Consider the following 24,850-nt stretch of genomic DNA (forward strand, 5'->3'; position numbering starts at 1 on the left):
TTGCGCATTTTGCAGCCGGGAGCAATTTCTGACCCATCTGGAGTATGTTTCGCTGCACTCCAGCCTGAGCGTGAGTTGATCCATCGCGCATAAGTAGACAGCAACATCGGCGGGTGTTGGCCGAGTTGCTGGGAAATGAATGCGGGGTTCATGCCAGACATAACGCATATTGTCGCATAGACGTGACGACAGTTGTATGGCGGTCTGTATTGCGATCGCAGTGTTTTCGTCGCCGATTTGCCCGGTGCGCGTGCTGCAGGCGTCTGTCCAAGGTGCCCGCTGTTGTTTGATGGCGGGAAAAAACAAGGTGCTTCAAGGACTCTTCCTGGTGGTTTTTTCCGACGGTTTGTCTATTTTTTGGTGAATGCCAGCGCGTGCGATGCTCGTTCATTGAGCAGGACCAAGCGATCACCGCCACTCTTCAGCAAGGATCCGCCTTGGGCTTCGAGGACCTTGTAGACCATGTGCCCGCTAGCGCGACCACCACTGATTCCGATCTGGACTGGGCCGGTCATCAGGTAGGGATTCCTAATTGCTCCAGGCAGCCGATTGCCTCGCCGGCTGGCGTGATTCGTTGAGGTGGGTTATTTCTATTATCTCGACACTTTTGTTACTGACGGAGTATTTCAATGAAGCGATCACTGCTTGGCGCTTTGGTTGTATTGACTGCGGGGACTGCGAATGCGGGGATTCCGCTAGTCAACGCGACCTGCCCAGGAAACATTGAGGTACACGCCGATGAGGGGGGGCCAATCTATATCAACGGTAAAGAAGCCAAGCTGAAGAAGTTCAGTGAGGCTTATTTCGAGGCCAAGGGCAGTAACGTCACGATCTCATTGATGGTGAATCCCGACGGTTCTCCAAGTGTTTCATACACCGGCAAGGGCAAGGCGAATGGTGTTTGCCAAGTCAAAGAGTAGACATCAGGAACATGATGATTAGCCTGGGTATATAAGCAGGGTATTCCAACACGCGCACCGATGGCCCCGGCCAGAGGCTGGATACCAGCAAGCGCAAGTACACACTGACTTTCCCGGCCGGCAAACTGCCGCCAGTCAATGCCTTCTGGTCAGTGACCATGTACGACGGCAAGAGCCAGGTGCTGGTCAAGAATCCGCTCAACCGTTACCTGATCAATTCGCCGATGCTGTCGGCGATGAAGAAAAACACGGATGGTTCACTGACGCAGCGCACCCTTGAGCGCAGCATCGTCCGAAACGTGAAGGTTCGCGGTGCTGGTGGAGCGGAACGACGTCCAATCGTGCTGATGAAAATTTGCATCGGCAAGCCAGTCTACAACGAACAGTTTTCTCTCAATGATCGAGGGGAAATGAACTATCCGGTACTCATTGGGCGGAACACCATTGAGCACCTGGGCCCTGTGGATGTCACCAAGGCCTTCACGATGGAGCCTCATTGCGCTAAGGACTTATCCTCGAAATAGCGGGCTAAAATCCACCAACTGCATATCAGCGCCATTAACCAGATCTTCACGATCACCCCCGCAGCTATTTGGCTGCCTGGGCATGGTGCTGGCATGAGTGCGAGGCGATTTTGGATGCCTAGCCAAACAGGTTTTCGAGGGTCGTGATGAAAACTACTGACAAGCCGGGCGATGTTTCAACTACTGCGCCAATCCAGAAGCCGTCAACCGGCAATGTCTGGCGCACCATGCCTAGCGGCATCTGGGCATTGGGCTTCGTCTCGATGCTGATGGACATTTCCTCAGAGATGATCCATGCATTGCTGCCGCTCTATATGGTCACCGTACTGGGTACCTCCGTTTTGGCCGTGGGGTTCATCGAAGGCATAGCCGAGGCTACGGCCTCGATCACCAAGGTATTCTCCGGGGCACTGAGTGATCGATGGGGCAAGCGCAAATTGCTTGCGGCGCTGGGCTATGGACTGGGGGCACTGTCCAAACCGATCTTTCCTTTGGCAGGCTCGCTGGATTGGCTGATCGGGGCTCGCTTTATCGACCGCATTGGCAAAGGTATTCGCGGCGCCCCGCGCGATGCGTTGGTCGCCGACATCACGCCGCTCGAGATACGGGGGGCAGCTTTCGGACTGCGGCAAACTCTGGATACCGTTGGTGCATTCCTGGGACCGTTGCTGGCGATCGGATTGATGTGGCTGACCGCGAACCACTTCCAGTCTGTGTTTTGGGTGGCCGTCATCCCGGCCTTCCTTGCCGTCGCGGTGCTGCTGGTGTTCGTTCATGAGCCCAAACAAGTGGAAGGGACGCGCCGGGTGCATGCACCTTTGAGCCGGCGGGAATTAGCCCGACTGGGCGCTGCCTACTGGTGGGTGGTGGGTGTCGCTGCGGTGTTCAGCCTGGCGCGTTTCAGCGAAGCCTTTCTGATTCTGCGCGGTCAGGCAGTCGGGCTGGCGCCGATGTGGGCGCCGGCGGTGCTTGTCCTGATGGGGGTGGCGTACTCACTGTCAGCCTATCCCGCCGGGGCATTGTCTGATCGTGTCAGCCGCGTGGCGGTGCTCGGCATAGGTCTGATATTGCTGATTGCTGCCGACCTGACTCTGGCATTCGCGCCGGGTATCGGTGGCCTGGTCGTTGGCGTCGTTCTATGGGGGCTGCACATGGGGTTCACCCAAGGGATATTCGCCGCACTGATTGCCGATTGCGCGCCGGCTGAACTGCGCGGAACGGCATTTGGCATGTTCAATCTATCGACCGGGTTGGCCTTGCTGCTAGCCAGTGTCATCGCTGGGGCGTTGTGGGACACGGTAGGCTTGCAAGGCACCTTCTTGATGGGTGGGGGCTTTGCTGTGCTGACTTTTCTGGGGTTGTGGGTGATCCAGGCAAAAGTTCAGGTTCGATAGCGACTCAGTGACTACCGATATCACGGCAGCTCCCTCTTACATGGTCGAATACAGGCCCTCACGACAGGCAGCTATCTCACCCGCTGTCAGAGCTAGTTCAACTAATTTACTGGTCAACGCCGCGCCCATTGAGCCAGGTAGGCTTGGGCCGCGTGAACGGCCTCCCGGCACAAGGTGGCAGAGATGCTTCCTTCCTGCGCGTAACCATATTTCATACAGGCGAAGGCAATTTCCACCGAGAGGACAGCCGCATCCGGAGACTCTGGTAGCGCGGTTAATGCGCTCATTTTGGTGCGCAGCAGTGTACTGATGGCCTGATTCTTTACGGCATGGGCTTGGTCGTCGCCATCGGCTAGCGCGCCTCGCAACAACAGGATGCTGGCGACTGGGTGGCGGTTGTAATAATCCGTGGCTGTCTCGATCAGCACCTGGACCCAGGCTCTCCAGTCATCGTCAGCAGCGTTATCGAGCCGCGCCTCGCTCAACACCACCACCAAGCGCTCCATGTGCAACCTGGCGAGATGAGAGAAGAGCGCGTATTTGTCCGGAAAAAATGGATAGATTGCTGCTCGCGGGACGCCAGAGGCTTCAGCAATTGCCGGAATAGAGGTCTTCTCGGGGCCGAGTTGCTCCAATAGTTGCTCGGCAGTCTCCAGCACTTTGGTCATGCGAGCAGCGGAGCGCTCCTGTGCGGGTTGGCGAGGGGGCGTGACTTTGGCGTTGCTTGTCCTTAAATCCAACATAAGTTATATTTTTCCCGTTTCTAACATAAGTTGGATTTTACATTGATCTGGCGTTAAGCCAAGCAGCGCATTCTCGGGAGCAGACCGTATGACTTACTCAGAACAGGCCGAATGGCGGGCCATTCAACAGTTTCTTCCGCAAGGCTACCGGCTTAAACCTGATCAGGAGCCAACGGAAGAGTGGTGGCAATGGTGCCAACACAGCATCCACCTGGACTGCTACCGCAATGCCGCAGCGCCCATGAAAGTCATATTGCTGCACGGTGTCGGCACCAACGGGCGACAGATGTCGACGATTCTGGGGGCACCATTGGCGCGTCTCGGTTATGAAACCATCGCTATCGATATGCCCGAGTATGGAGTCTCTCGTGTTGGGAAAGGATCGCTGGTTACCTACGACGACTGGGTACAAGCTGGCAGCGATCTGGTTGATGCTGAACTCGCTCGCGATGATCGGCCCATCGTGTTGTACGGGCTGAGTGCCGGTGGTATGGAGACCTATCACATCGCCGCCCTGAACCGGAAAGTTAAAGGCATTGTCGGGATGACCTTCCTCGATCAACAACTGCAACAGGTCCGCGACGCTACAGCTCTGAATCTGTTTATGAGCCGAGTTGGCGTGCCGCTGGCCAAGTTCAGTGCCGTGGGGCCGCTCGCGGGTCTGCGTATGCCGATGTCTATCGCCGGTAAAATGCACGCGTTGGTGAATAACCCTGAGGCACTCAAGGTCTGCTTGGCCGATAAAACCTCAGCGGGGAAATGGGTCACCATGCGTTTCTTGGCCAGCTACATGTACTACCGGCCTGCTGTCGAGCCGGAGGACTTTGATGTCTGTCCGATACTGCTGACACAGCCCGCCCAAGACCGCTGGACTCCGCTTGAGTTGAGCAAGCTGTTCCTTCGCCGAATCACGCACGTGCCGGTAAAGACCGTACAACTGGAGCACGCCGGGCACTATCCTTTGGAACAGCCTGGCCTTGATCAGATGGTGGCCTCGATTCACCAATTTCTGTTGGCGTGCGCGTAGTTATCGCCGCACATTCAAGATCACCGTCTTGGCCGGCACGGCCATGGGTCTGGCTGACGACGCCATGGACTCGCCGATTCGAGCCTAAGTAGGCTGAAGGCATACAACAAATGGAGTCACATATGGAGTTCAATAACCGCGTGGTCTGGGTTACCGGAGCCTCATCGGGCATTGGCGAGGCACTGGCCCGACTGCTGTTGCAACAGGGGGCCTTCGTTATTCTGTCTGGCCGGCGCGAAGCGGCGCTGCAGTCCGTCGCAGCACAGGCGGCAGAGCGCGCGCTGGTGCTGCCCTTCGAAAGCACCGACTATGCTGCGCTACCCCTGGCAGTCGAGCGCGCTCGGACTTGGCGCGGGCGCATTGACTGCCTGATTAACAATGCGGGCGTCAGTCAACGTAGCTTGGCGCTGGACACCCACTTCGAGGTCTATCGCCAGTTGATGGAAGTCGACTACCTAGCACCCGTGGCCCTGACCCAGCTACTGTTGCCGCACCTGGTTGCACAGGGCGGCGGCCAACTCGCGGTGGTCAGTTCGGTGGCCGGCAAGGTTGGCGCGCCTCTGCGCACGGGTTACTGCGCTGCCAAACATGCGGTTATCGGCTATTTCGAGGCGTTACGCGCCGAAGTCGAGCAGGCCTATGGCATCTCTATCAGCGTAATTCTGCCTGGCTCGGTGCATACCTCCGTGGCAACCAATGCGCTAAGTGGCGATGGTTCGCGCCGCGGACGCTCGGACATCAATATAGACAACGGCATGCAGGTCGAGGAGGCCGCGCGCCGCATCGTCGAAGGCCTGGCTGCTGGCCAGCGCACCATTGAGGTGGCAGAGGGAGCCGAGAAAATGGCGCTTTTCCTGCGCAATGCTGATCCGGATCGGCTCTTTGCCCTCACCGCCGCCGAAGGTGCGCGCCTTACAGAAGAGCGCGCCAGAAACGGCAGTGCGGGGATCGAGCCTGGCGATGTCCAGCACCTCGGTGCATGACACCTTTGGAATCAACGCTCCACTTTATGGAAATGCTGCTTGTGTAGAGGATTACTAATGAAAGTGTATCCGCATAGCTGCAACCGACCGCTTCTGGCCGATTCTGTTGAAAAAGCCGGTCATGGTTTCCGCGGCTGAAAAGTACGCGTTTGAGATTGAAATCTTTACTTTTAGCAGAGGATTCCAGGCTCAGGTTTCGCGTAGCGATGCGCAATAAAGACGTTTTCAGCGCTCAGTATTGGGGCAGTCTGGACGAACTGTTTTTTTCAAAAGAATCGACCCAGAGCTGACATTCACCAAGGTTTGTTTTCGACCAGTTACTGTCAAGAGAGTAACCGGTCGAAAAAAGTTTGTAGCTGTCCAGGCCATTGAATTACAGCTTATGCCGCGCGGCATACAGGCAGATCATCTCCATCGCCAACGCGGCCCCGGCAAGCGCAGTAATCTCGGCGTGGTCATAGGGCGGTGCTACCTCCACCACGTCCATGCCGATCAGGTTGATACCGCGTAGACCTCGCAGAATCGCCAAGGCCTGATGGCTCGATAGTCCGCCGCAGACCGGCGTCCCCGTGCCAGGGGCAAATGCTGGGTCGAGGCAGTCAATATCGAAGGTGAGATAGACCGGATGGTCGCCAACGCGCGCCCGGATAATCTCCGCCAGTTCCTTGGTAGAGCGATCATGCACTTCACTGGCGTTGAGCACCTGGAAGCCCATGACGTCGTCATTGGTCGTGCGCTGACCAATCTGGATGGACCGTGCAGGATCAACCAGTCCTTCGCGGACGGCGTGATAGAACATCGAGCCGTGGTCGATGCGCTTGTCCTCGCCGTCGGACTCCAGGTCATGGTGCGCGTCAAAATGGATCAACGACAGTGGACCATGCTTAGCCGCATGAGCTTGCAGCAGCGGATAGCTGATGAAGTGATCGCCGCCCAGGGTTAGCATCGCAGAACCCGCCGCCAGGATCCGTTCGGCATGGGCCCTGATCGCCGCAGGGGTGTGCTCCGGGGTGCCGTAATCGAAATAGCAATCGCCATAATCGACACAAGCCAGCAGATCGAACGGGTCAAATTCCCAAGGCCAATGACGCGCCCAGGCGGACTGTACCGATGCCTCGCGGATGGCCCGCGGCCCGAAGCGGCTGCCCGGTCGATTGCTGGTCGCTGTATCGAACGGGATGCCGCTGATGGCGATATCCACGCCTCGCAAATCGCGGGTGTAGCGACGCCGCATAAAACTGGTGATACCACCGTATGTCGGTTCACCCTCGGTGCCATACAGGCTGTCACGTGTCATCGCCTGATCGATTATTGAATTGTCATTTAGCATGGGATTCTCAATGCAAGTTGTTGAAGCTGACCCAGGCATGCGTACGCTCACGCAGCGCTCGCTGGGGCAAAGGTTGGTTTCTGTAATTCGGACTTGCCGTGAATGAGCGGGGTTGGCGCTTGACCGCGCCAATCCCATTGCGGTTTCAGCCGCTTGGCAAGGGCGGGGTCCGCACCGGGATCAAGCGTTTCGATCCAGTGGCCTCAAATGCCGACGCCAGGCGCAGCAGCGCTGAGTCGTCGTAGGCGCGCCCAGCAAATGTCAGGCCGACGGGCATGCCGATGTCCGGCATCACACCCATCGGCACGGTGACCGTTGGCACGCCGAGGTGACGGATGGCAAGGTTGCCGTTGGCGACCCAGACGCCGTTGCTCCAGGCGATATCCGCCGATTGCGGATCGACATCGGCATTCGCCGGGCCCACGTCGGCGACCGCCGGGAAAATCACCGCGTCGAGCCCCAGCCGATCCATCCACTCCTCAAGATCGATACGCCGGGTCTGCTCCAGCCCGCGTAGGCCATCAGACAGCGTGGCGATCTGATCCCACGGGGTGATGCCACGCTCCGCTATGCGCACGTATTCGTCCATGCCAATGGCCGGGCCATCTTCGCGGTCAGGCAGAGCGCCTGGGGCGTGCGGAAAAATCTGCGGGCCGTCGACGTCAGCCAGACGGTTTAGTTTGGGATCGTCGTTGGCCTGCAGGAAGTCATCGAATGCCCAGGCGGTCAGGTCCCACAGTTCGTGATGGAGGAATTCCTTGGACACCAGGCCGCGGGTTAACACCGTCGGCGCCCCAGGTCGATCTCCCTCGCAATTGGAGACCAGCGGGAAGTCCGTCTCGACCACTTCGGCACCGGCCGCTTCAAGAGTCTTTCGCGCGTTTTCCCAGAGGGCAATCACCGAGGGGCGAGTGTTGATCCGCTGGCCTGTCGCCCACCCGATACCTGGCGCTTCGCTGGTGCCCGCGCCGGGGTCGGCATTGATGTACATGCGCGGAACGCCCAAGCGCTTGCCGGCGAGTGCGGCGGGCCTGGCAGCCAGTTCCAGGTAGGAGGCGGGACGCACCGAGGTGACGCCGGGGATCGGCACCCAAGGCTGCAAGCGCCACAGGTCGCCACGTTTGTCGGCGTCTTCGGCCACCACCACGTCGAGCACTTCGAGCAGGTCGGCCATGGTCCTGGCATAGGGCACGACCACGTCCATGGTTGGCGTCAGTGGCCAGTTGCCGCGCACCGAAATCACCCCGCGCGACGGTGTATAGGCGCACAGACCATTGTTGGAGGCCGGCCCGCGACCGCTCGACCAGGTTTCCTCAGCAAGGCCGAAGGCGGCGAAACTGGCAGCGGTGGCCGTGCCTGCGCCATTGGAGGAACCCGAGGCGAAGGGTGCAGTGAGGTAGTCCGCGTTGTACGGGCTCTCGGCACGGCCATACACGCCGCGCTGCATACCGCCATTGGCCATGGGCGGCATATTGGTCTTGCCCAGGCAGATCGCACCGGCGCCGCGCAAGCGCTCGATGGTGAACGCATCGCGATAGGCAACCAGGTCCTTGAAGGCCGGGCTGCCGGACGCCGCGCTCAGGCCTTTGATCAGATAGCTGTCCTTGGCTGTATAGGGAATACCATCGAGCGGGCCGAGCGATTCACCACGGGCACGACGGGCGTCGGAAGACAGCGCTTCTTCAAGCGCATTCGGGTTGCGCACCACCACCGCGTTGAGGGCGGTGGGCGTGTTGGGGCCGTCGTAGGCATCGATCCGTGAGAGATAGGCCTGGACCAGCTCAACTGCCGTGGTCCGGCCAGCTTCGAGGGCTGCGCGCAGCTCGGCAATGGAAACTTCGGTTACTTCAATCATGCTTTTACCAATGGCTACTGGGTCTGCAAGGTGACTAGATTGGCGCCGCGTGCCAGCGAAACCGCATCGGCCATGCGCCTGGTTCCGTTGAGTTTCACTGGCGCAGCGCAATTTACTGTCAGGTTCCCGACTTGAGCTTGGTCCATGCACGGGTGCGAGCGCGTTCTGCACTGGACGGCAGAGGCACCAGCGCGAATAGAGAAGTCTGGATGTCGGCGGCGGGGTAGAGATTGGGGTTGTTGCGGATTTCCGGGCTGACCAGGGCAGTGGCGTCCTTGTTCGGGTTGGGATAACCGACGAAGTCACTGATTGGGGCAATCACCTGTGGCTGCAGCAGGTAGTTGATAAAGGCATGGGCATCATCCGGGTTCTTCGCATCCTTGGGGATGGCCAGCACGTCGAACCAGACCGGTGCGCCTTCCTTGGGCAAACGCATATCCACCACCACGCCGTTGCCGGCCTCTTTGGCGCGATTGGCTGCCTGGGAGAAGCTGCCGGAATAACCCACGGCCACACAGATGTCACCATTGGCGATATCGGTCATGTATTTTGAGGAGTGGAAGTAGGCGACGTTGGGGCGGATCTTTTTCAGCAATTCTTCGACCTTCGCGTAGTCCTTGGCTTGAGTACTGTTGGGCGGTAGGCCCAGGTAGTGCAGGGCGATGGGAAACATATCCGTCGGCGAATCGAGAAGGGCTACGCCGCACTGCTTGAGCTTGGCAATGTTCTCTTCCTTGAAGATCAGATCCCAGCTGTCCACCGGCGCGTTTTCGCCGAGCGCAGCCTTGACCTTGGCCGGGTTGAAACCGATCAGTACGGTTCCGTACAAATAAGGCACGGCGAAACGGTTACCCGGATCGTTGGCTTCGATCAGCTTCATCAGTTGCGGGTCCAGATGCTTCCAGTTGGGTAGCTTGCTGCGGTCAAGTGGCTGGAAAGCGTCGGCCTGAATCTGCTTGGCGAGGAAACTGTCGGACGGCACCACCACATCATAGCCGGAGTTGCCGGTGAGCAGTTTGGCCTCCAGGGTTTCGTTGCTGTCGAAGATGTCGTAGACCAGTTTTGCGCCGTTCTCCGTCTTGAAGTTGTCCAGGGTCTGCGGGGCGACGTAGTCGAACCAGTTGTAGACACGCAGGGTGCGCTCTTGCGCATTAGCGTTAGCAGTTAGCAGGCCAAGGCTGCAGATCGTAGCGAGGAGCGATCGGAGGAGTGGATGCTTGATCACTTTCTCACAGCTTTTTCCAACGTGGGAGGTGCGCCAGGACAGCGAGTCCGCTCCTTTATCGAGTTTTTGCCACGGCTGTTGTTGCTTGTACTTCATAGAACCACCTTTTGAATTATTGTCTTTGGCCTAGCTCCAAATGAATTGTTGCGGTTGCTCGAATCACAATCAATCTATATAAATTACAAGAAGTTCAGGCAGAAAAACTAAACGATAAGATCTCACGCCGATGTCTCCTCGGCTTCGTGCAGACGCTGAAGGGATGGACTAGTCAGCGACATGCACAAGCACACGCACGTCATCCTCGTGGCGCTGGGCGGTGATTCATCGTAGCTATTGGACCAGCCGATCTGGTCCGACGCTGCTAAGGAAAGCAATCTTGCTAATGCTTGCGCCCCATAGAGGGCAATTATCTTCAGCGCTAACCGACACCAGGAATGTGTTGGGTGATGCAATGCACACCACCGCCATTGCTGGCAAGGATGGTGCCATCAACACCCACTACTGGCCGTCCCGGAAAAATCTCACGGAAGAGCTTCAAGGCAGTTTCATCCGCAGGAGTGTTTGAAGTAGGAACCACAATGCCGACATTGGATTTATAGAAGTTGATGTAGCTGAAGTTCTCTACCGTCAGGCCTGATACTTTGAATGTTGGCTGAACGGGCATCTTGGTAATCTTGAAGGGGCGGCCCCTTGCATCGGTGCTTTGTTGCAGCACTGCCAGGTTTGACGCCATCCTGGGCACGTTGGGGTTGGCTGGGTCCGATGGGTAATTCAATAGCAAATGTGCTGGCTCGATGTACGCAGCAACCAGGTCGACATGCCCATCGGTAGCAGCGGCGCCGTCGTCGCCGTGCACCCCATACGGCAGCCAGATCATTTTGGTCGCGTTATAGGCGCGTAGCAGCGCTGTCTCGATCTGTGCCTTGGTCATGCTCGGATTACGATTGGGATTGAGCAGGCACTGTTCGGTGGTTATGAGCGTGCCCTGTCCATCGGTAATCACTGCACCCCCTTCAAACACCATATTGACTGTTGATTTAGGCACATCAAGGGTGGCGCACACGCCGCTTGGCAATTGATCATCCAGGATGGCCGACCACCTGTTGCCCCAGCCGTTGAAAATGAAATCTCGCCCCAGCATGTCGCGTCCTGATGGGCTCAGTGCGAAAACTGGCGCGGTATCCCGGGTCCAGCAATCGTTGTATGGATACTCGATGACAGTAACGTTAGGGCCGCAGCGCTTGCGTACAACCTCGGTATAGCCGGTCATCGCCATCATCAATACCGGCTCGAACTGCGCAATGGCATTCGCTACGTTGATGACAGAATCCTGCATAGGTTTCAGCTGGTCCTCGTAGCTCTCGTCATAGGGGTACGCCATCAATACGCTCTGGTGTGGCTCCCACTCTGCGGGCACCCGGTAGCTGTTGGCGGCAGAGTTGGACTCTGCCGCCCAGGCCTGGCGTCCAAGCCCCGATGCGGCGATGGCCGTTGCAGTGACAGCCACCAGAGCGCCCATATTGAACCGACGCCTTCCCGGATTCGCAGGTCCCTCCATCGCGACTTGATCTGCCATCAAAGGCTCTTTTGCCAACTGAATGTCTTGTTCTTGATCCACGTAACGAGTCCCCCCAGGTTATCTAGCCAGATATCTCATTTTCCAAGGCGTGCTAGCGAAACAGGCAGTAGTGCAACGAGCCCATCCCTCATCACTTCTTTTGCCGCGCCTGTTGTTGCCTGTGCTTCGTAGGGCCAGCTATTGAGTTGTGGTCTTTGGCTTGCCTCTGCTGAATCTTTGCGGTTGCTCAAGGCACAATCAACCTATATAAACTGCCATGAAATCAAGCAGAAAAACTAAACGGTAGGCCCGCATGCCCTTACCTCCGCTCCATGCGTTTCGAGTATTTGAATGTGTTGCAAGGCTGGGCCATGTCGGTGCGGCCGCGGCTGAGTTGCATGTCACCGCCGGGGCTGTCAGCCAGCAGATAAGAGCGTTACAGGGCTCACTTGGCATCGATCTTTTCTACAAGCAGGGCCGCCACTTGGTGCTGACCGAACGAGGCTTGGCCCTACAACGTTCGGTAGCCCGCGGCATCGGCGAAATCACCGAAGGGGTGCGACAGATTTCCGAGGCGTACTTCCAGGAGCCGGCGACGAAAGTCCTGACCATTTCCACGGAACCGATTTTTGGCGCGGCCTGGTTGATGCCGAAGTTGTTCGCCTTCCGTGCAGAACATCCGCACATTCAACTGCGCGTCATTACTGCCGACGACATCAGCGAGGTGGACTGGCGCAGGGCGGATATCGCCGTGCTCTACGACGCTCCGACGTGGGAGGGCTTCTGGTGGCGGCCACTGCAAAACCTCCATATGTTTCCCGTCTGCTGCCCGCAATTGTTGCGCGGTCCGCGTGCGCTCAAGCAGCCGTCGGACCTCGTTCACCACCGTCTCTTGCATGAGGACGACGGCGCTCAATGGCGGCGCTGGCTACTTGAGGCGCGCTTGCCTTACCCAGGTGATGCCGATGTTCATCTGGAAGACTTCGGCATTGCCCTGCAGGCGGCGCGAGATGGGTATGGCGTTGCACTCAGCGACGAGATCAATTCATTGCGCGATTTGGATGAGGGCCGCCTGGTGCAGCCCTTTGCACTGAAGGTTCCGACGGGGATGGACTATTTCTGCATCTGCAACGAGGAGAGTCGCGATATCCCTGAGATAGTTTTGCTCATCGATTGGCTGATCAAGCAGGCAAAGATAGTCCCGGGCTACCCGTAAGCATTGGTGGGGCGTTTTAAGTTGCGCATTTTGTAGCCGGGAGCAATTTCTGACCCATCTGGAGTATGTTTCGCTGCACTCCAGCCTGAGCGTGAGTTGATCCATCGCGCATAAGTAGACAGCAACATCGGCAGGTGTTGATGGACTCACTGTTGCTCGACAGCGCGAACACGCAGGGAGTGGCCAACACCTTTGCAATCCCTGGTTTTCAGCCATTTGCGCAAGCGCCCGCGTGCATTGTCATAGGGCGATGCGGTGTTGAATTGGATCATTCGCCCCATCGTCCAGCGCTCATACCACGGGCACTCATAGAGGTCGGCGTTGGCGTGACTGCGGATGAAGGACACGATCCGCTGTTTCGCCATGTCGAGTCGCTCGAGCAACTGCGCAAAAGCAATGCCCTCGTAGTCGCGGTAGAACTTCTGCGCCAACTCGCCCAACTGGTTCCACTTGAAGCCGGTTTCCGGGAAGTCGATAACTTGCCCGCGAGCATCCATTTCCAGCCACTTCAACACCAATTCGTTCCAGCCCACGAGGTAGGCGACGAGGTTGGCAACGCTCATCTGAGTCCCTTTGGCGTGTCCCTCCAGGGTGCATTCGTCGAGCCATTGCGTTGGCACACTGTTGAGGGTGCAGAGAAGTTTTTCATAGCGAGTCTCTATGGCAGCCAGCAATTGCTCTTTGTTTTGCGGGACGGCCATGGCTCACCTATATCGTGAAAAAACCTGATCCTACCTCAGCACGGAGGAGGGGCTGTAACCCAATAAGCGCCATATCCGTGTTGAGCCCCGCGACGAAATACCGCAGCCCGGTACCCGCCAGTGGGGGGGGCCGTAGGACCTGAACCCTTTGCTTGTACGAGCACGGTCTGACACTGCTAGAATGCGATGCATTCTCATTCATGTATCTCCTATACCGTGCAGTCCACTTCATCGGCAAACCGCCACCCTAACCAGGCCATCGATCAGCTCTACAGCCACCACCACGGTTGGCTGCAACGCTGGCTGCACAAACGCCTGGGCAATGCCGCCGATGCGGGGGACCTGGCCCAGGATACGTTCGTGCGGCTGCTCAGCAGTGCGCCTGGCGAGCCGCTGAACTTCACGACGCCGCGCGCCTATCTGGCAACCATCGCCAATCGCCTTTCCATCAATCTCTACCGCCGTCGCTCACTGGAGCAGGCCTACCTGGCCACCCTGGCGCAAACCCCGGAAGACCTGGCGCCGTCTGCGGAACATCAGGCGCTGGTGCTCGAGGCCCTCGACGAGATCGACCAGGTACTGGCCCTATTGCCAGCCAAAAGCCGGCAGGCATTCCTGATGGCGCAGTTGGAGGGTTACACGCAGGAAGAGATCGCCAGCCGCCTCAATCTCAGTGTGCGTTCAGTACAACGCTATCTGGCGCGTGCTTTTGAAGAGTGCATCATGCTCGCCAGCCAGGACGCGTTGCATGAGTGATACGCCCATCGACCGGCGCATTGCCCGGGAAGCGGCGGGCTGGTTCGTGCGCTTGCAGAACAGCGGTGCCGGTGCCGCCGAGCATGCCGCCGGCGCGGAGTGGCGGGCGCGGCACGCTGATCACGAACGCGCCTGGCAACTGGCCGAGCGCTTCAGCGAACGCACCCAGCAGCTTGCCGGTGATGCCGGACGGACAGCGTTGGAACGCCCGCGCGGTCTGGATCGGCGCCAGACGCTCAAGACCCTGGCGTTGCTGATCGCCGCCGCCCCGCTCGGGTTCGCAGCACAGCAACGCCTGCCGTGGCGCGAGTGGCAGGCGGACGAGCGTACCGCCACCGGGGAACAACGCACGCTGCATCTGCCGGATGGCGAACAGATTCGCCTGAACACTGGCAGCGCCGTCGATATCGCCTACGACGAGAGCATTCGTCGTGTGCGCCTGATCAGCGGAGAGATGCTCGTCGAGGTGCCTCGCGAGCATGCCAGGCGGCCATTCATTGTCGATACCGCCGACGCGCAACTCACCTTGCTCGGCAGCCGCTTTGTGGTGCGTCAGTACCCGCACAGCACTTACCTCGCCGCTCTGGAGGGCGCTGTCCTGGTGCGTCCGCGACTGTCACGGGGTGATGACGGCCTGATGCGCCTGACGGCCGGCCGGCAGACCCATGTCACCCCCCTGGCTGCGGAGCCATCACTGGCATTGGCGCAGAATCGTCTGGACTGGATCAGCGGCGTGCTGCGCGTAGAAAAGATGCGCCTCGATGCCTTCATCCGCGAACTGGATCGCTATCGAACTGGCCTGCTGCGTTGCGATCCAGCGGTCGCCGGACTGCTGATCTCCGGCACCTTCCAGTTGCGTGATACCGACCAGATTCTTCATGCACTGAGCCAGACTCTGCCGGTGAGCGTCCACTACCGCACGCCCTACTGGGTCACTCTCACGGCCCGCGCGTAAAGTTAATAAGAATCATTGTCGTGTTTTCTTCAGGTCGCGTGTCCCTTCTGTAACCACATCAATTTTACAGGGCTGGGACGAACACATGGCGACGAAGCAGGGCATGCAACCATTGGCGCGGGCAGTACACGCTGCCGCACTGGGTCTGATCATTGCGGGCGGCAGCCTGGCCACCGCAACGCTGCAGGCCGTCGAGCAAGGCGCGCAGCATAAGCGTGCCTATCAGGTGCCAGCCGGCAACCTGAGCAGTTCGCTCGCCGAGTTCGCCAGCCAGGCGGATATCACCCTGCCCATCGAACCGGGCCTGGTGGAGGGGTTGCGCAGCCCTGGCCTGAATGCCGCCACCAGCGTGGAAGGCGGCCTGCAGCAACTGTTGCAGGGTACCGGCCTGCAAGCTTCACCGCAGGGTCGCGGGCTGTACCTGCTGACACCGCAGGACACCGGCACCAGTCTGGAACTGGGCGCTACCAGCATTACCGGACAGCACCTGGCGGCGACCACTGAGAATAGCGGTTCCTATACCACCGGGGTTATGCAGACTGCCACCAAGCTGCCCCTGACCTTGCGCGAAACACCGCAGACGGTCAGCGTGGTCACGCGCAAGCGTATGGACGACAAGGCCATGACCAGCATCAGCGATGTCGCTCAAAGTGCACCGGGGGTTTTTCTGAACAACTCCGGCGGGGCGGGGCGGCCGACATTCAGCGCTCGCGGTTTCGACATCGACAACATCATGTACGATGGTTTTCCCACCAGCTTCCTGACCTACCTGCCCAGTGGAGAGGCCAACCTGGCCATGTATGACCGGGTCGAAATCGTGCGCGGCGCCACCGGGCTGGCCCAGGGCGCCGGCAATCCTGCTGGCGCCATTAACCTGATACGCAAGCGCCCGACCCATCAATTCCAGGGCACGCTCACCGGCAGTGCCGGGAGTTGGGACGATTACGCCGGCACCCTGGATGTCGGCGGCCCGCTCAATGACAACGGTACCCTGCGTGCCCGTACCGTGATCTCGCGCGAGGATGCCAAAAGCTTCCGCGACTCGGTGGAAAGTGATGCGGATCTGTACTACGGCGTGGTCGACGCCGACCTGAGTGAAAGCACCACCCTGACATTCGGTGGTTACCGGCAGAAGAACTACACCAACTACATCTGGGGCGGGTTGCCGATGGCCCGTGGTGGCGGTCATCTCGGGCTGCCACGTGACACCTTCCTCGGTAATGACTGGGAGTATTCGGATAATCGCACTACCGGCTATTTCGCCACTCTTGAGCAAGGCTTGGCCAACGACTGGACATTACGCCTGGCAGCCATGCAATCGAAGACCGACACCGACGTGCTGGCCTCTTCGATATGGGAATACGATCGCCACTACCTCTGGACCGAAGCCATGGAGCAGAAGGAAACCGGCTACGACCTGGCGCTGAGCGGCCCTTTCCAGTTGCTCGGTCAAGAACATGACCTGAGCCTGGGCGTAAGCAAGCGCAAGCTGGATTATCGTTCCGGTAAGGCTTGGAGCGATTTCATCGACGCAGGCAGCAATCTTTTCGAGTGGGACCCACGGGGTCATGACAAGCCGGATTACGTCAGGGGGCCTGATGGCCTTCCCGAGACCACCACCCAGGACAGCTTCTATGCCAGTACCCGCCTGCGCTTGAGCGAGCCACTGTCGCTGATTCTCGGTGGCCGTCTGGACTGGTATGAATTCGATGACAGCGCAAACAGTCAAAGCAACTACAAGGTCACTCGCAACCTGACCCGCTATGCCGGCCTGGTCTACGACCTCAACGCCAATCACTCGGTCTATGTCAGCTACACCGATATCTTCAAGCCGCAGAGCGAAAAAGGCATAGGCGGCAACGTGATTGAGCCCGTAGTGGGTGAGAACTACGAAGTGGGCATCAAGGGCGAGTACTTTGATGGCGCGCTGAATACCAACATGGCAGTGTTCCAGATCGATCAGAAGAATCGCGCCCAGGAGTTGCCTGATATCAAAGGTTGCGGTTCAGGCGCCGCCAGTGCCTGCTATGAGGCCGCTGGCCTGGTGCGCAGCAAGGGCATTGACCTGGAAATCCAGGGCGCCCTGACCGACAACTGGCAATTGGCTGGCGGTTACACCTACACCCAGACCCAATACGTCAACGACGCCAACGCAGCCAAAGAAGGCGAAGACTTCGACCGCAAGAAACCGCGCCAGCTATTCAAGCTGGCGACGATCTACACCCTGCCCGATGACCTGCAGCGCTGGCGCATTGGTGGTGATGTCTATCAGCAGAGCCGCATACGCACTTCGGGAGGAACCGGTGCCAGCGCATGGAAAAACCAGCAGGGCTCCTACACCGTGGTCGGTCTGGTAGGAGGCTACCAGGCCACCGAGCAACTGGATCTGCAGCTCAACGTCAACAACCTGTTCGACCGCACCTACTACAGCAGCGTGGCCAATGGTGGCTATAGCCCGTACGACATCTACGGCGACCCACGCAATGTGAAGCTGACCGCCCGCTATAGCTTCTAAGAAGCTGTTAGAACCCCCAGATCCATCAAGCTACACGTGCTGCCCAGCGGCATACTGCTGGGCCACACATCCACCTCAAGGAACGAGCCAATGATCACCCCACCTGAGCAGTTGCCGTTTTTGCCCGGGGCCTTGCGCAACTGATAACGCACGCGCAACTGCAGGTGTTCCCCGACGCGGGTCATGACTTGGGTTTACCCACTCACCTGCAGCGGCCGGGTTGATCGATAAGCACCTGGATTGCGCGCAGCTTTGTAAGCAACCGGCAAATTAAGAATCCTCCTAAAGAACTGTTCAGTGCGCAGCCCTAAGCTGTGCTCATTCGCCCGGTAAGGGTTTACAGGCTCAAGGTTGGAGCCAGGGAACGGGCGAATACCGTCAACTGAGCTGGAAGGTATTTCCATGAAGCGTCGAGTCGCCCCCGCTGCGTGTTTGCTTGCCTCGTTCCTAATGGTCAGCCTGGGCGGGTGCATGAGTGATAAAGAGGCGCTGGCTACCAGTAAAGAGTCGGCCCTCCTGACCGCGACTAAACGCGCGCAGTACGAAATCAATTGTGAAAACGTCACTTCGGCGGTGATCACCAGCAAGATCAGCTTTATTCCCTATTCCAGTCAACGCACGGAGTACACCATCGGTGTGCGCGGTTGCGGCAAACAAGTCATCTACATCACCCATTGCCTGGAGGCGGGCAGTTGCAGTGCGATCAGCGACAACGCCTCTATTTTGCAAGAGCAGGAGGGTTGAGCGGGGCGTTGCGTCGGCGTTGATCCAGCAGGTGGACCATCAGGCAGGCATAGAGGGTCACCAGGATAAACAGCCCCATGCGGATCGCGAATGCGGTGTAGACGTCCTTGCCGGCGGCGCTGTCTTGTACCGATTGACCGAGCAGGATGATCATGGTCACCAGGGTGTTTAGCCAGAAGCCCGGGCTTTGTGCGGTCGGGCGCAGGCGGTAGAGCTTGCGCGCCACCAGCAAGGTGAACAGCAGGGTCCACAGGAAAAACATCCAAAGGTGGACAAACAGGCTCAGTCCACACCAGAACAATATCGCCAGCAGGCCGCCGAGCAGGGTCGAGCCGATCAGTTCGCGCCCGGCGTGGCGGGTTCCGGTGGTGGAGCTCTGTTGCCCCAGGCTGACGGCCTTGAGGACGATCGGCAAGTAGCTGGCCGGGTCAAGCAGCACCAGGACAAAAGTCGGCAGCACGATCAACGTGGCGCGCAGCGCGACCCGGGTAATCTCTGCTGGGCTGAGGGCCGGGGCCGGCGGGGGGGAGGGCGCGTTACCAGGGTCGGGAAACAGCCAGTGGCTCACGCCTACCGACAGCATCGCGAGGAACAGGCCCTTGCCCAGTGCCTCGATCACCGTCACCGCCAGGCCGAAGTCGGCGACGCCGGCAGCGGAGATCAGGGTCAGGCCGATAATCAGAAAGGTCACCACCAGGCCATTGGCGCCACGCAAACCCATGCGAAACACCACAAACAGCGCCAACGCGATCAGCAGTACGCCGCTGGCCGGGTAGTAGCGCAGCATGGGGATCAGCAGCAGGCCGATACCGGTGGTGAACAGGGCGACCAGGATCAGGCCCAGGCCGGCCTTGAACGACAGCGGTTGGTTGAGTGACACCAGCAGCATCAGGGCCAGCACCGGTGCCATGAAGGGAATCGGCAGCGCCAGGCCGAAGCTGACCGTCAGGCACAGCGCCGTACCGCAGGCCAGGCGCAGCGCGCGCTGGGCCTGTGGCGAGCGCTCAGTAGGCATAGGACAGCCAGCTCATCAGCCCAAGGAACAAGCGGCCAAGGGGATTGAGGGGGTTGCCAGCGGTGGGGAACGCCATGACTTCCGCCTGGCCACCGGCGCGTATTCCACGGCCGTCGCGCAGGCTGGCCAGGGACTCGGCGGAAAACTCGATGATCACCGGGAAACGTTGCGCCGGGCGTAGCCAATCGCGGCTGTTCTGCACAGTAGGCAGGGCGCCGGGGGAGGTCGGTTGGCCGACGCTGACGCCGTAGCCGACGCTGCGCACGTGGCCGCTGAAAACCTCGCCGGGCAGGGCGTCGAGGACGATGGATACCTCGGTGTCGGTCTTGACCAGGCCGAGGTTGTTCTCGGTCATGTCGGCACTGATCCAGACATCGTGGATGGCGATCAGGGTCATGACCGGGGTACCGGTAGCCGCAAACTGCCCGGTGTCGGTACGCAAGTCGGTGATCAGGCCCGCCGAGCGTGCATGCACCTGGGTATTGGCCAGGTCCAGTTCGGCTTTCGACAGCGCGGTGGCGGCGCTGCGCAACAAGGCGTTGTCCTGCTCGCTGCCGCCTTCCTGCTCACGAGCGCGCTGGACTTCGGCGCGGGCGGCCGCTACCTGGCTGACCGCCTGGGCGTGGTTGGCGCGGGAGACTTCCAGCAAGCGCACGGAAATGGTCCCGCGGTCTTCCCGGTACAAACCTTCCAGGCGCTGGTTGTCCTGACGGGTCTTGAGCTCGTTGGCCTGGGCCGCGCGCAGGTTGGCTTGCGCTGCGGCAATCCCGGCGGTGCTGGCGCCGATCTGCCGGCGGGTCGACTCAAGGTCGGCACGGGCCCGGTCGACGGCGATCTGGTAGGGCTGCGGATCGACTTCGAACAGCACGTCCCCGGCCTTGACGTCCTGGTTGTTGCGCACATTGACCTTGATCACCCGACCCGCTACCTCGGACGCCACCGGGATGACAAAGGCGCCCACGCGCGCCTGCTGGGTGTAGGGCGTGAAGCGGTCCGCCAGCAGGTACCAGGCCAGGCTCAGGACGATGAGCAGCACAACCCACTTGAGGCTTTTGTTCACCGGTTCGGCGGCAGGTTCGGGGGCCTTGGCGGCGGGCGGCGGGACGTCACTCATCGTTGATCACCTTGGGGAGCGGGAGCCGGGACTGGGGCGGGTGGCGGGCTGGCGGGTTCCTGCAGCAGGTCGCCCCAGTCGGTGCGTTGTTCCATTTGCTGGCGCGTAGCTGCATCGATTTTCGCCTGGGCGCTGTACCAGCCACCTCCCAGGGCCCGGTACAGGGCAATCAGGTTGCTGACGGCGGTGCTGCGGCTGAGCAGGTAATTGTCCTGTTGCGCCAGCAGCGCGCTCTGCGCATCGAGGACCCGCTGGAAGTCCGAGTAGCCCTCGCGGTATTGGGCGTTGGCCAGCACCAGCGAACGTTCGGCGGCAAATGCCGCCTCGCGCAGGATGCGCTCGCGCTCCAGGGCCTTGGTCAATCCGGTGGCGGCATCGTCGGCTTCGCGCGCCGCCTGGCGGACCTTGTCGCGGTAGGCTTCGATCAGTTGCTGCAAGCGAGCATCCTGCACCCGCACGTTGTTGTGGATCTGCCCGTAATCGAAGATGTTCCAGCGCAAGCTGGGGCCGCCGACCAGGTCCAGGTTATTGGAGGTGCCGCCCAGAGAATTGGCTGACCAGACGATACTGCCCAGCAGGCTCAGGGACGGATACAGGTCGGATTCGGCCACGCCGATCAGTGCCGACTGCGCCGCGACATTCAGCTCCGCGGCCCGCACGTCGGGGCGGCGCAGCAGCAGTTCGGCGGGCACGTCCTGCAGCACGGCGCGGTCCACCAGCGGTATCAGGCCAGTATTCAGGCTCAGTTGCGGCAGCGCCCCCGGCGGTTGCCCGATCAACACGGCCAGGGCGTTGCGGGTGCGTGCCGCCTGATCTTCCAGGCTGGGAATGTTGCTCAGGGTTCCCAGGTACTGGGTCTTGGCTTGTTGCACGTCAAGCTCGGCGGTCTGGCCGCTGTTGAAGAGCTTTTCGGTGATCTCGAAACTGCGCTTCTGCTGGGTGCTGTTTTCCCGTGCCACGCGTAGCCGTGCTTCGGTGGTGCGCAGGGCGAAGTAGGTATCGGCGACCTGGGCGCGCAGCAGCACCAGGACATCCTCATAGTTGGCCTGGGCGGCGAAGTAGCTGGCATCCGAGGACTCGATGGCGCGACTGAAACGGCCCCAGAAGTCCAACTCCCAGCCGACATCGAAGCCAGCACTGTACTGCCAGAAGTTACTGCTCTGCGGGTTTTTGCCGCCGGCCTGGCTACGGTTCACGTAGAGGCTATCGGCGCTGGCCTGCTGCACTTGCGGATAGAGCCCGGCTTGCGCGATGCCCAGTTGCGCGCGGGCCTCCATGACCCGCAAGCCGGCGATCTGCAGGCTTGAGTTGTGGGCATCGGCAGCGGCAATCAAGCGGTCGAGCAGCGGGTCGTTGAACACCCGCCACCATTGACGCAGGTCCGGATTGTCGCCGCGTTGGCTGGCCTGTTCGAGGGCGGCGCTGTTCCACTGCCGTGTCCAGGGCTGCGCCGGACTCTGGAAGTCGGGGCCCAGGCGCACGCAGCCGCCGAGACCGAGCAGCGCAACCAGCAACAGGTGCCCTGGATGGCAGGATTTAATCATGCAGTGCACCCGCTCGTGTCAGGACTGCCCCAGTTTGTCGGGTCGGGAAGCGGGTGGCTGGTCCTGTACCCATTGCCAGAACAACTGGTAGGCCACGGCCAGGACCACCGGGCCAATGAACAGGCCGATGATGCCGTTGGTGACCATGCCGCCCAGGGCACCGATCAGTACCACTGGCATCGGCACGTCGACGCCGCGCCCCAGTAGCAGGGGCTTGAGCACGTTATCCACCAGGCCGGCGATGAATACATAGATGGAGAAGATGATGGTGGCGGTCGTCGCCCCTTGGCTGGCCAGCACGAAGATGATCACCGGCAACGTGATCAACGTGGCCGGTAGTTGCATGATGCCCAGCAGTAGCACCGCCAGGGCCAGCAGGCCGGCAGCAGGTACGCCCATCAGGACGAACCCGGCACCCACCAGCAGCATTTGAATGAAGGCAATGCCGATCACGCCCAGGGCTACCGCGCGAATGGTCGCGGTGCACAGCTCGGTGATGGACGGGCCACGGTCCGGGCCGCAGACCCGCGAAACAATATGCACCGCGCTGCGGCTGCCGCTTTCACCGTAGGCCATGAAGATCCCGGCGATGATCAGGGCAAAGATGAAGATCAGGAAACCCGCACCGGCGCCGGCCAACTTGCTCAGCAGGGCGAGGCTGAAGTGCTTGATCTCGGGGATGTACTTTTGCACCAGCACCGGCAGGTCGGTGACGGCTTGCATCCACAGGCTATGGAGTTTTTCGCCCACCAGTGGCCAGGTGGCTACCGAATCAGGCGGAACCGGGATATGCACGGTGTCGGCCCGGACAATGGTCATGGCGCTTTCCACCGAGCTGACGATCGAGGTGCCCAACAGATAGACCGGCACCAACAGGATCGCCACGGCGATCAGCACCATCACGGTCGCGGTGTGCCCGCCACTGGTGCCCAGCTTGCGGCTGAGTTTGCCGTGCAACGGGTACAGGGTGATCGCCAGAATCACCGACCACAGCATCAAGTCCAGGAACGGGCTGAAAATGCGGAAGCAGAACATCAGGAGGACCGCGAGCAGTCCCGCACGGATCAGCACATCAAGCATATCCCGGGAGAAGGATTTCTCGGTCACAGGGGTGGGTAGCATGGAGAGCCTCCGGGGGCGGACAGCAACGGCATGAGAAGGGTAAATCCAGCATAGACGCTCAATTGGAAATGATAGGGATGTCGAATCGATGATTTTCATCCACCAGCTCACCGCCGGAGCAGCCGGGGGGGCGGCAGTGGAGCCCTGGCGCGCAGCTAATACCAATCAATAATGCTCATTAATCTGCTTGGACAGCCTGGCGGTGTCGGTGTGGGCACCGCCAGGACGGGTCGCCGTGCCTCAAGGCTGCTGGAGCAGATGCTGCGCGAGGGCGGCGAAGGCCGGCAGGGTCACCGGGTCATTGGCGGCATTGCCCGCCACCGGGTGCGAGGCGAAACGGGCGATGACCATCTGCGCCTGCGGATCGATGTACAGGCTTTGCCCGTGAACGCCGCGGGCCATGAAGGCGCCGTTCGGGTTGTGGCTGACCCACCACATGTTGCGGTAGCTCCAGCCCTGCAGCAGGCCATAACCGGCCTTGGCGAAGGCGGCCTTGTCGCCACCGCCACGGATCTCGTCGACGACCGCCTTGGGCACGATCTGCTCGCCGTTGGCTTGCCCGTCATTGCGCAACATTTCCGCGACCCGGGCCATGTCCCGCAACCCGGCGTTGAAACCGCCACCGGCAAAGGGCGTGCCGATGCTGTCCACGCTGAAATAGGCGTCCTGTTCCATGCCCAGGCGACTCCAGATGCGTTGCGAGAGGAGTTGGGCGACGTTTTGCCCGGTGGCCCGGGCGATCACCCAGCCCAGTACGTCGGTGTTGACAGTTTTGTAGGCAAAGGCCTCGCCGTGACGGCCCTGGGCTTGCACGCTTTGCAAAAACTCATAGTAGCTGCGTGGCCCACGGTAATCCTTGGGCTTGGGCAGGGGGTTGCCGGCATTGGCATGGGCCCAGATTTGTGCGTCGGGGTTGGCATAGTCTTCGCTGTACTCAAGGCCAGTGGTCATGTCCAGCACCTGGCGCAGCGTCGCATCGCCAAAGGCCGAACTCGCCAGTTCCGGCACGTAGTGGTCGACGCGCTGTGCCGGGTCGAGCTTGCCTTCGGCGACCAGGGTTGCCCCCAGGATGCCGACCATGGATTTGCTCACCGACATGGCCGCGTGCTGGCCTTGGGGTGTCAGTACGCCAAAGTAGCGTTCATACACCACCTTGCCGCGATGCAGCACGACAATCCCGTCGGTGTAGGTGGCGGCCAACGATTGCGACCAGGTAAGAGACTGGTTGTCCGTGGTGTTGAATGACAGGGCGTCGATGGCGTTGTCGGGTGCCTGTGCCAGCACCGATGGCGCTGCCAGGCCGCGCGAGACGTTCAGTGTCGGCATCAACTGGCGGAAGTTGGAGAAGCTCCAGCGCAGCGCCGGAAATTGGTAGTAGCTGCCATCGGCGAACCGAATGATGCGCGCAGGTGGCGGTGGCGAACCGACCATCCAGCCGAGCTTTATCGGGTCGCTGGCAGCGGCATCGGGGTAATCAATGGCGCAGGCGGACGCGCTGGTCAGGGCGCTGAACACGCCGGCGAACAGCGAAAGAGCGGTCAAGCGCGCAGCTGGCTTCATTATTTGGATCTTCCATGAACAGGGGGCGGGTAGCTGGAGATTTTGCCTG

The 24,850-nt window shown here is 60.2% G+C and carries 21 protein-coding genes and 1 pseudogene; 10 read left to right on the top strand and 12 right to left on the bottom strand.

The genetic code is table 11. The features are described from left to right. Nucleotides 1-350: 350 nt before the first annotated feature. Nucleotides 351-515, bottom strand: coding sequence for a hypothetical protein (locus PspS04_RS12550; protein WP_159995600.1), 165 nt, complete (start codon nt 513-515; stop codon nt 351-353). A gap of 114 nt (nt 516-629) precedes the next feature. Between PspS04_RS12550 and PspS04_RS12555 the strand changes: the two genes are divergently transcribed. The 3 genes and pseudogenes from PspS04_RS12555 to PspS04_RS12565 all read left to right on the top strand — a co-directional run bounded on the left by PspS04_RS12555 (nt 630) and on the right by PspS04_RS12565 (nt 2,838). Continuing rightward, nucleotides 630-920 (top strand): hypothetical protein, encoded by a 291-nt coding sequence (locus PspS04_RS12555; RefSeq protein WP_159995602.1) that lies wholly within the window; start codon nt 630-632, stop codon nt 918-920. A gap of 35 nt (nt 921-955) precedes the next feature. Beyond that, nucleotides 956-1,444 (top strand): annotated as a pseudogene (locus PspS04_RS28105) (DUF1214 domain-containing protein); the annotation flags it as partial. A gap of 227 nt (nt 1,445-1,671) precedes the next feature. After that, a complete protein-coding gene (locus PspS04_RS12565) occupies nt 1,672-2,838 on the top strand; it encodes an MFS transporter (protein WP_202982090.1) in 1,167 nt (388 codons plus the stop codon). A gap of 113 nt (nt 2,839-2,951) precedes the next feature. On the opposite strand, the gene PspS04_RS12570 is transcribed toward PspS04_RS12565, so the two are convergent. Next, nucleotides 2,952-3,506, bottom strand: coding sequence for a TetR/AcrR family transcriptional regulator (locus PspS04_RS12570; RefSeq protein ID WP_202982084.1), 555 nt, complete (start codon nt 3,504-3,506; stop codon nt 2,952-2,954). Between the two features lie 163 nt (nt 3,507-3,669). On the opposite strand from PspS04_RS12570, the gene PspS04_RS12575 reads away from it, so the two are divergent. Further along, nucleotides 3,670-4,608: an alpha/beta hydrolase gene (locus PspS04_RS12575; protein WP_159995608.1), complete on the top strand. Its 939-nt coding sequence runs from the start codon at nt 3,670-3,672 to the stop codon at nt 4,606-4,608. A 122-nt stretch (nt 4,609-4,730) separates the two neighbouring features. Then, nucleotides 4,731-5,591 carry an SDR family NAD(P)-dependent oxidoreductase gene (locus PspS04_RS12580; protein WP_159995610.1) on the top strand — a complete coding sequence of 287 codons (861 nt, stop codon included), beginning with the start codon at nt 4,731-4,733 and terminating at the stop codon, nt 5,589-5,591. A 373-nt stretch (nt 5,592-5,964) separates the two neighbouring features. Here PspS04_RS12580 and speB read toward each other — a convergent pair whose 3' ends face one another. The 4 genes from speB to PspS04_RS12600 all read right to left on the bottom strand — a co-directional run bounded on the left by speB (nt 5,965) and on the right by PspS04_RS12600 (nt 11,619). Further along, nucleotides 5,965-6,921 (bottom strand): agmatinase, encoded by a 957-nt coding sequence (gene speB / locus PspS04_RS12585; RefSeq protein WP_159995612.1) that lies wholly within the window; start codon nt 6,919-6,921, stop codon nt 5,965-5,967. A 145-nt stretch (nt 6,922-7,066) separates the two neighbouring features. After that, a complete protein-coding gene (locus PspS04_RS12590; RefSeq protein ID WP_159995614.1) occupies nt 7,067-8,776 on the bottom strand; it encodes an amidase in 1,710 nt (569 codons plus the stop codon). Nucleotides 8,777-8,894: 118 nt separating this feature from the next. Beyond that, nucleotides 8,895-10,097, bottom strand: a complete 1,203-nt coding sequence (locus PspS04_RS12595; RefSeq protein ID WP_237234991.1) for a polyamine ABC transporter substrate-binding protein — start codon at nt 10,095-10,097, stop codon at nt 8,895-8,897. 322 nt (nt 10,098-10,419) lie between these two features. Then, nucleotides 10,420-11,619, bottom strand: a complete 1,200-nt coding sequence (locus PspS04_RS12600; protein ID WP_202982085.1) for an agmatine deiminase family protein — start codon at nt 11,617-11,619, stop codon at nt 10,420-10,422. Between the two features lie 253 nt (nt 11,620-11,872). On the opposite strand from PspS04_RS12600, the gene PspS04_RS12605 reads away from it, so the two are divergent. After that, entirely contained in the window at nt 11,873-12,775 is a 903-nt protein-coding gene (locus PspS04_RS12605; protein WP_159995616.1) for a LysR substrate-binding domain-containing protein, read from the top strand. 146 nt (nt 12,776-12,921) lie between these two features. Here the strand turns inward: PspS04_RS12605 and PspS04_RS12610 are convergent, their stop codons facing one another. Continuing rightward, nucleotides 12,922-13,476 (bottom strand): ClbS/DfsB family four-helix bundle protein, encoded by a 555-nt coding sequence (locus PspS04_RS12610; RefSeq protein ID WP_159995618.1) that lies wholly within the window; start codon nt 13,474-13,476, stop codon nt 12,922-12,924. A 186-nt stretch (nt 13,477-13,662) separates the two neighbouring features. On the opposite strand from PspS04_RS12610, the gene PspS04_RS12615 reads away from it, so the two are divergent. From PspS04_RS12615 to PspS04_RS12630, 4 genes are all read left to right on the top strand, one after another. Next, nucleotides 13,663-14,232: a sigma-70 family RNA polymerase sigma factor gene (locus PspS04_RS12615; RefSeq protein WP_162530202.1), complete on the top strand. Its 570-nt coding sequence runs from the start codon at nt 13,663-13,665 to the stop codon at nt 14,230-14,232. Beyond that, nucleotides 14,225-15,187, top strand: coding sequence for a FecR domain-containing protein (locus PspS04_RS12620; RefSeq protein WP_159995620.1), 963 nt, complete (start codon nt 14,225-14,227; stop codon nt 15,185-15,187). The genes PspS04_RS12615 and PspS04_RS12620 overlap by 8 nt, the downstream gene beginning before the upstream one ends. An 85-nt stretch (nt 15,188-15,272) precedes the next feature. Further along, nucleotides 15,273-17,702, top strand: a complete 2,430-nt coding sequence (locus PspS04_RS12625) for a TonB-dependent siderophore receptor (RefSeq protein ID WP_237234992.1) — start codon at nt 15,273-15,275, stop codon at nt 17,700-17,702. Between the two features lie 471 nt (nt 17,703-18,173). Beyond that, nucleotides 18,174-18,446 carry a hypothetical protein gene (locus tag PspS04_RS12630; protein WP_143501186.1) on the top strand — a complete coding sequence of 91 codons (273 nt, stop codon included), beginning with the start codon at nt 18,174-18,176 and terminating at the stop codon, nt 18,444-18,446. Here PspS04_RS12630 and PspS04_RS12635 read toward each other — a convergent pair. From PspS04_RS12635 to PspS04_RS12655, 5 genes are all read right to left on the bottom strand, one after another. After that, the gene (locus PspS04_RS12635; RefSeq protein WP_095168347.1) at nt 18,421-19,461 is read right to left on the bottom strand and encodes a DUF2955 domain-containing protein; all 1,041 of its coding nucleotides are present in this window, start codon (nt 19,459-19,461) and stop codon (nt 18,421-18,423) included. The genes PspS04_RS12630 and PspS04_RS12635 overlap by 26 nt on opposite strands. After that, complete coding sequence (locus PspS04_RS12640; protein ID WP_095168346.1) at nt 19,451-20,575, bottom strand: HlyD family secretion protein; 1,125 nt, start codon at nt 20,573-20,575, stop codon at nt 19,451-19,453. Before PspS04_RS12640 ends, PspS04_RS12635 begins: the two co-directional genes overlap by 11 nt. Continuing rightward, nucleotides 20,572-22,119, bottom strand: coding sequence for an efflux transporter outer membrane subunit (locus PspS04_RS12645; protein WP_159995622.1), 1,548 nt, complete (start codon nt 22,117-22,119; stop codon nt 20,572-20,574). Before PspS04_RS12645 ends, PspS04_RS12640 begins: the two co-directional genes overlap by 4 nt. 18 nt (nt 22,120-22,137) lie before the next feature. Then, nucleotides 22,138-23,241 carry an AI-2E family transporter gene (locus PspS04_RS12650; RefSeq protein ID WP_159995624.1) on the bottom strand — a complete coding sequence of 368 codons (1,104 nt, stop codon included), beginning with the start codon at nt 23,239-23,241 and terminating at the stop codon, nt 22,138-22,140. 240 nt (nt 23,242-23,481) lie between these two features. Next, on the bottom strand, nt 23,482-24,801 hold the full coding sequence (locus PspS04_RS12655) for a serine hydrolase domain-containing protein (protein WP_159995626.1): 1,320 nt from the start codon (nt 24,799-24,801) through the stop codon (nt 23,482-23,484). Between the last annotated feature and the right edge of the window lie 49 nt (nt 24,802-24,850).

It is taken from the genome of Pseudomonas sp. S04, assembly GCF_009834545.1.
In the GTDB taxonomy this organism is placed as follows: domain Bacteria; phylum Pseudomonadota; class Gammaproteobacteria; order Pseudomonadales; family Pseudomonadaceae; genus Aquipseudomonas.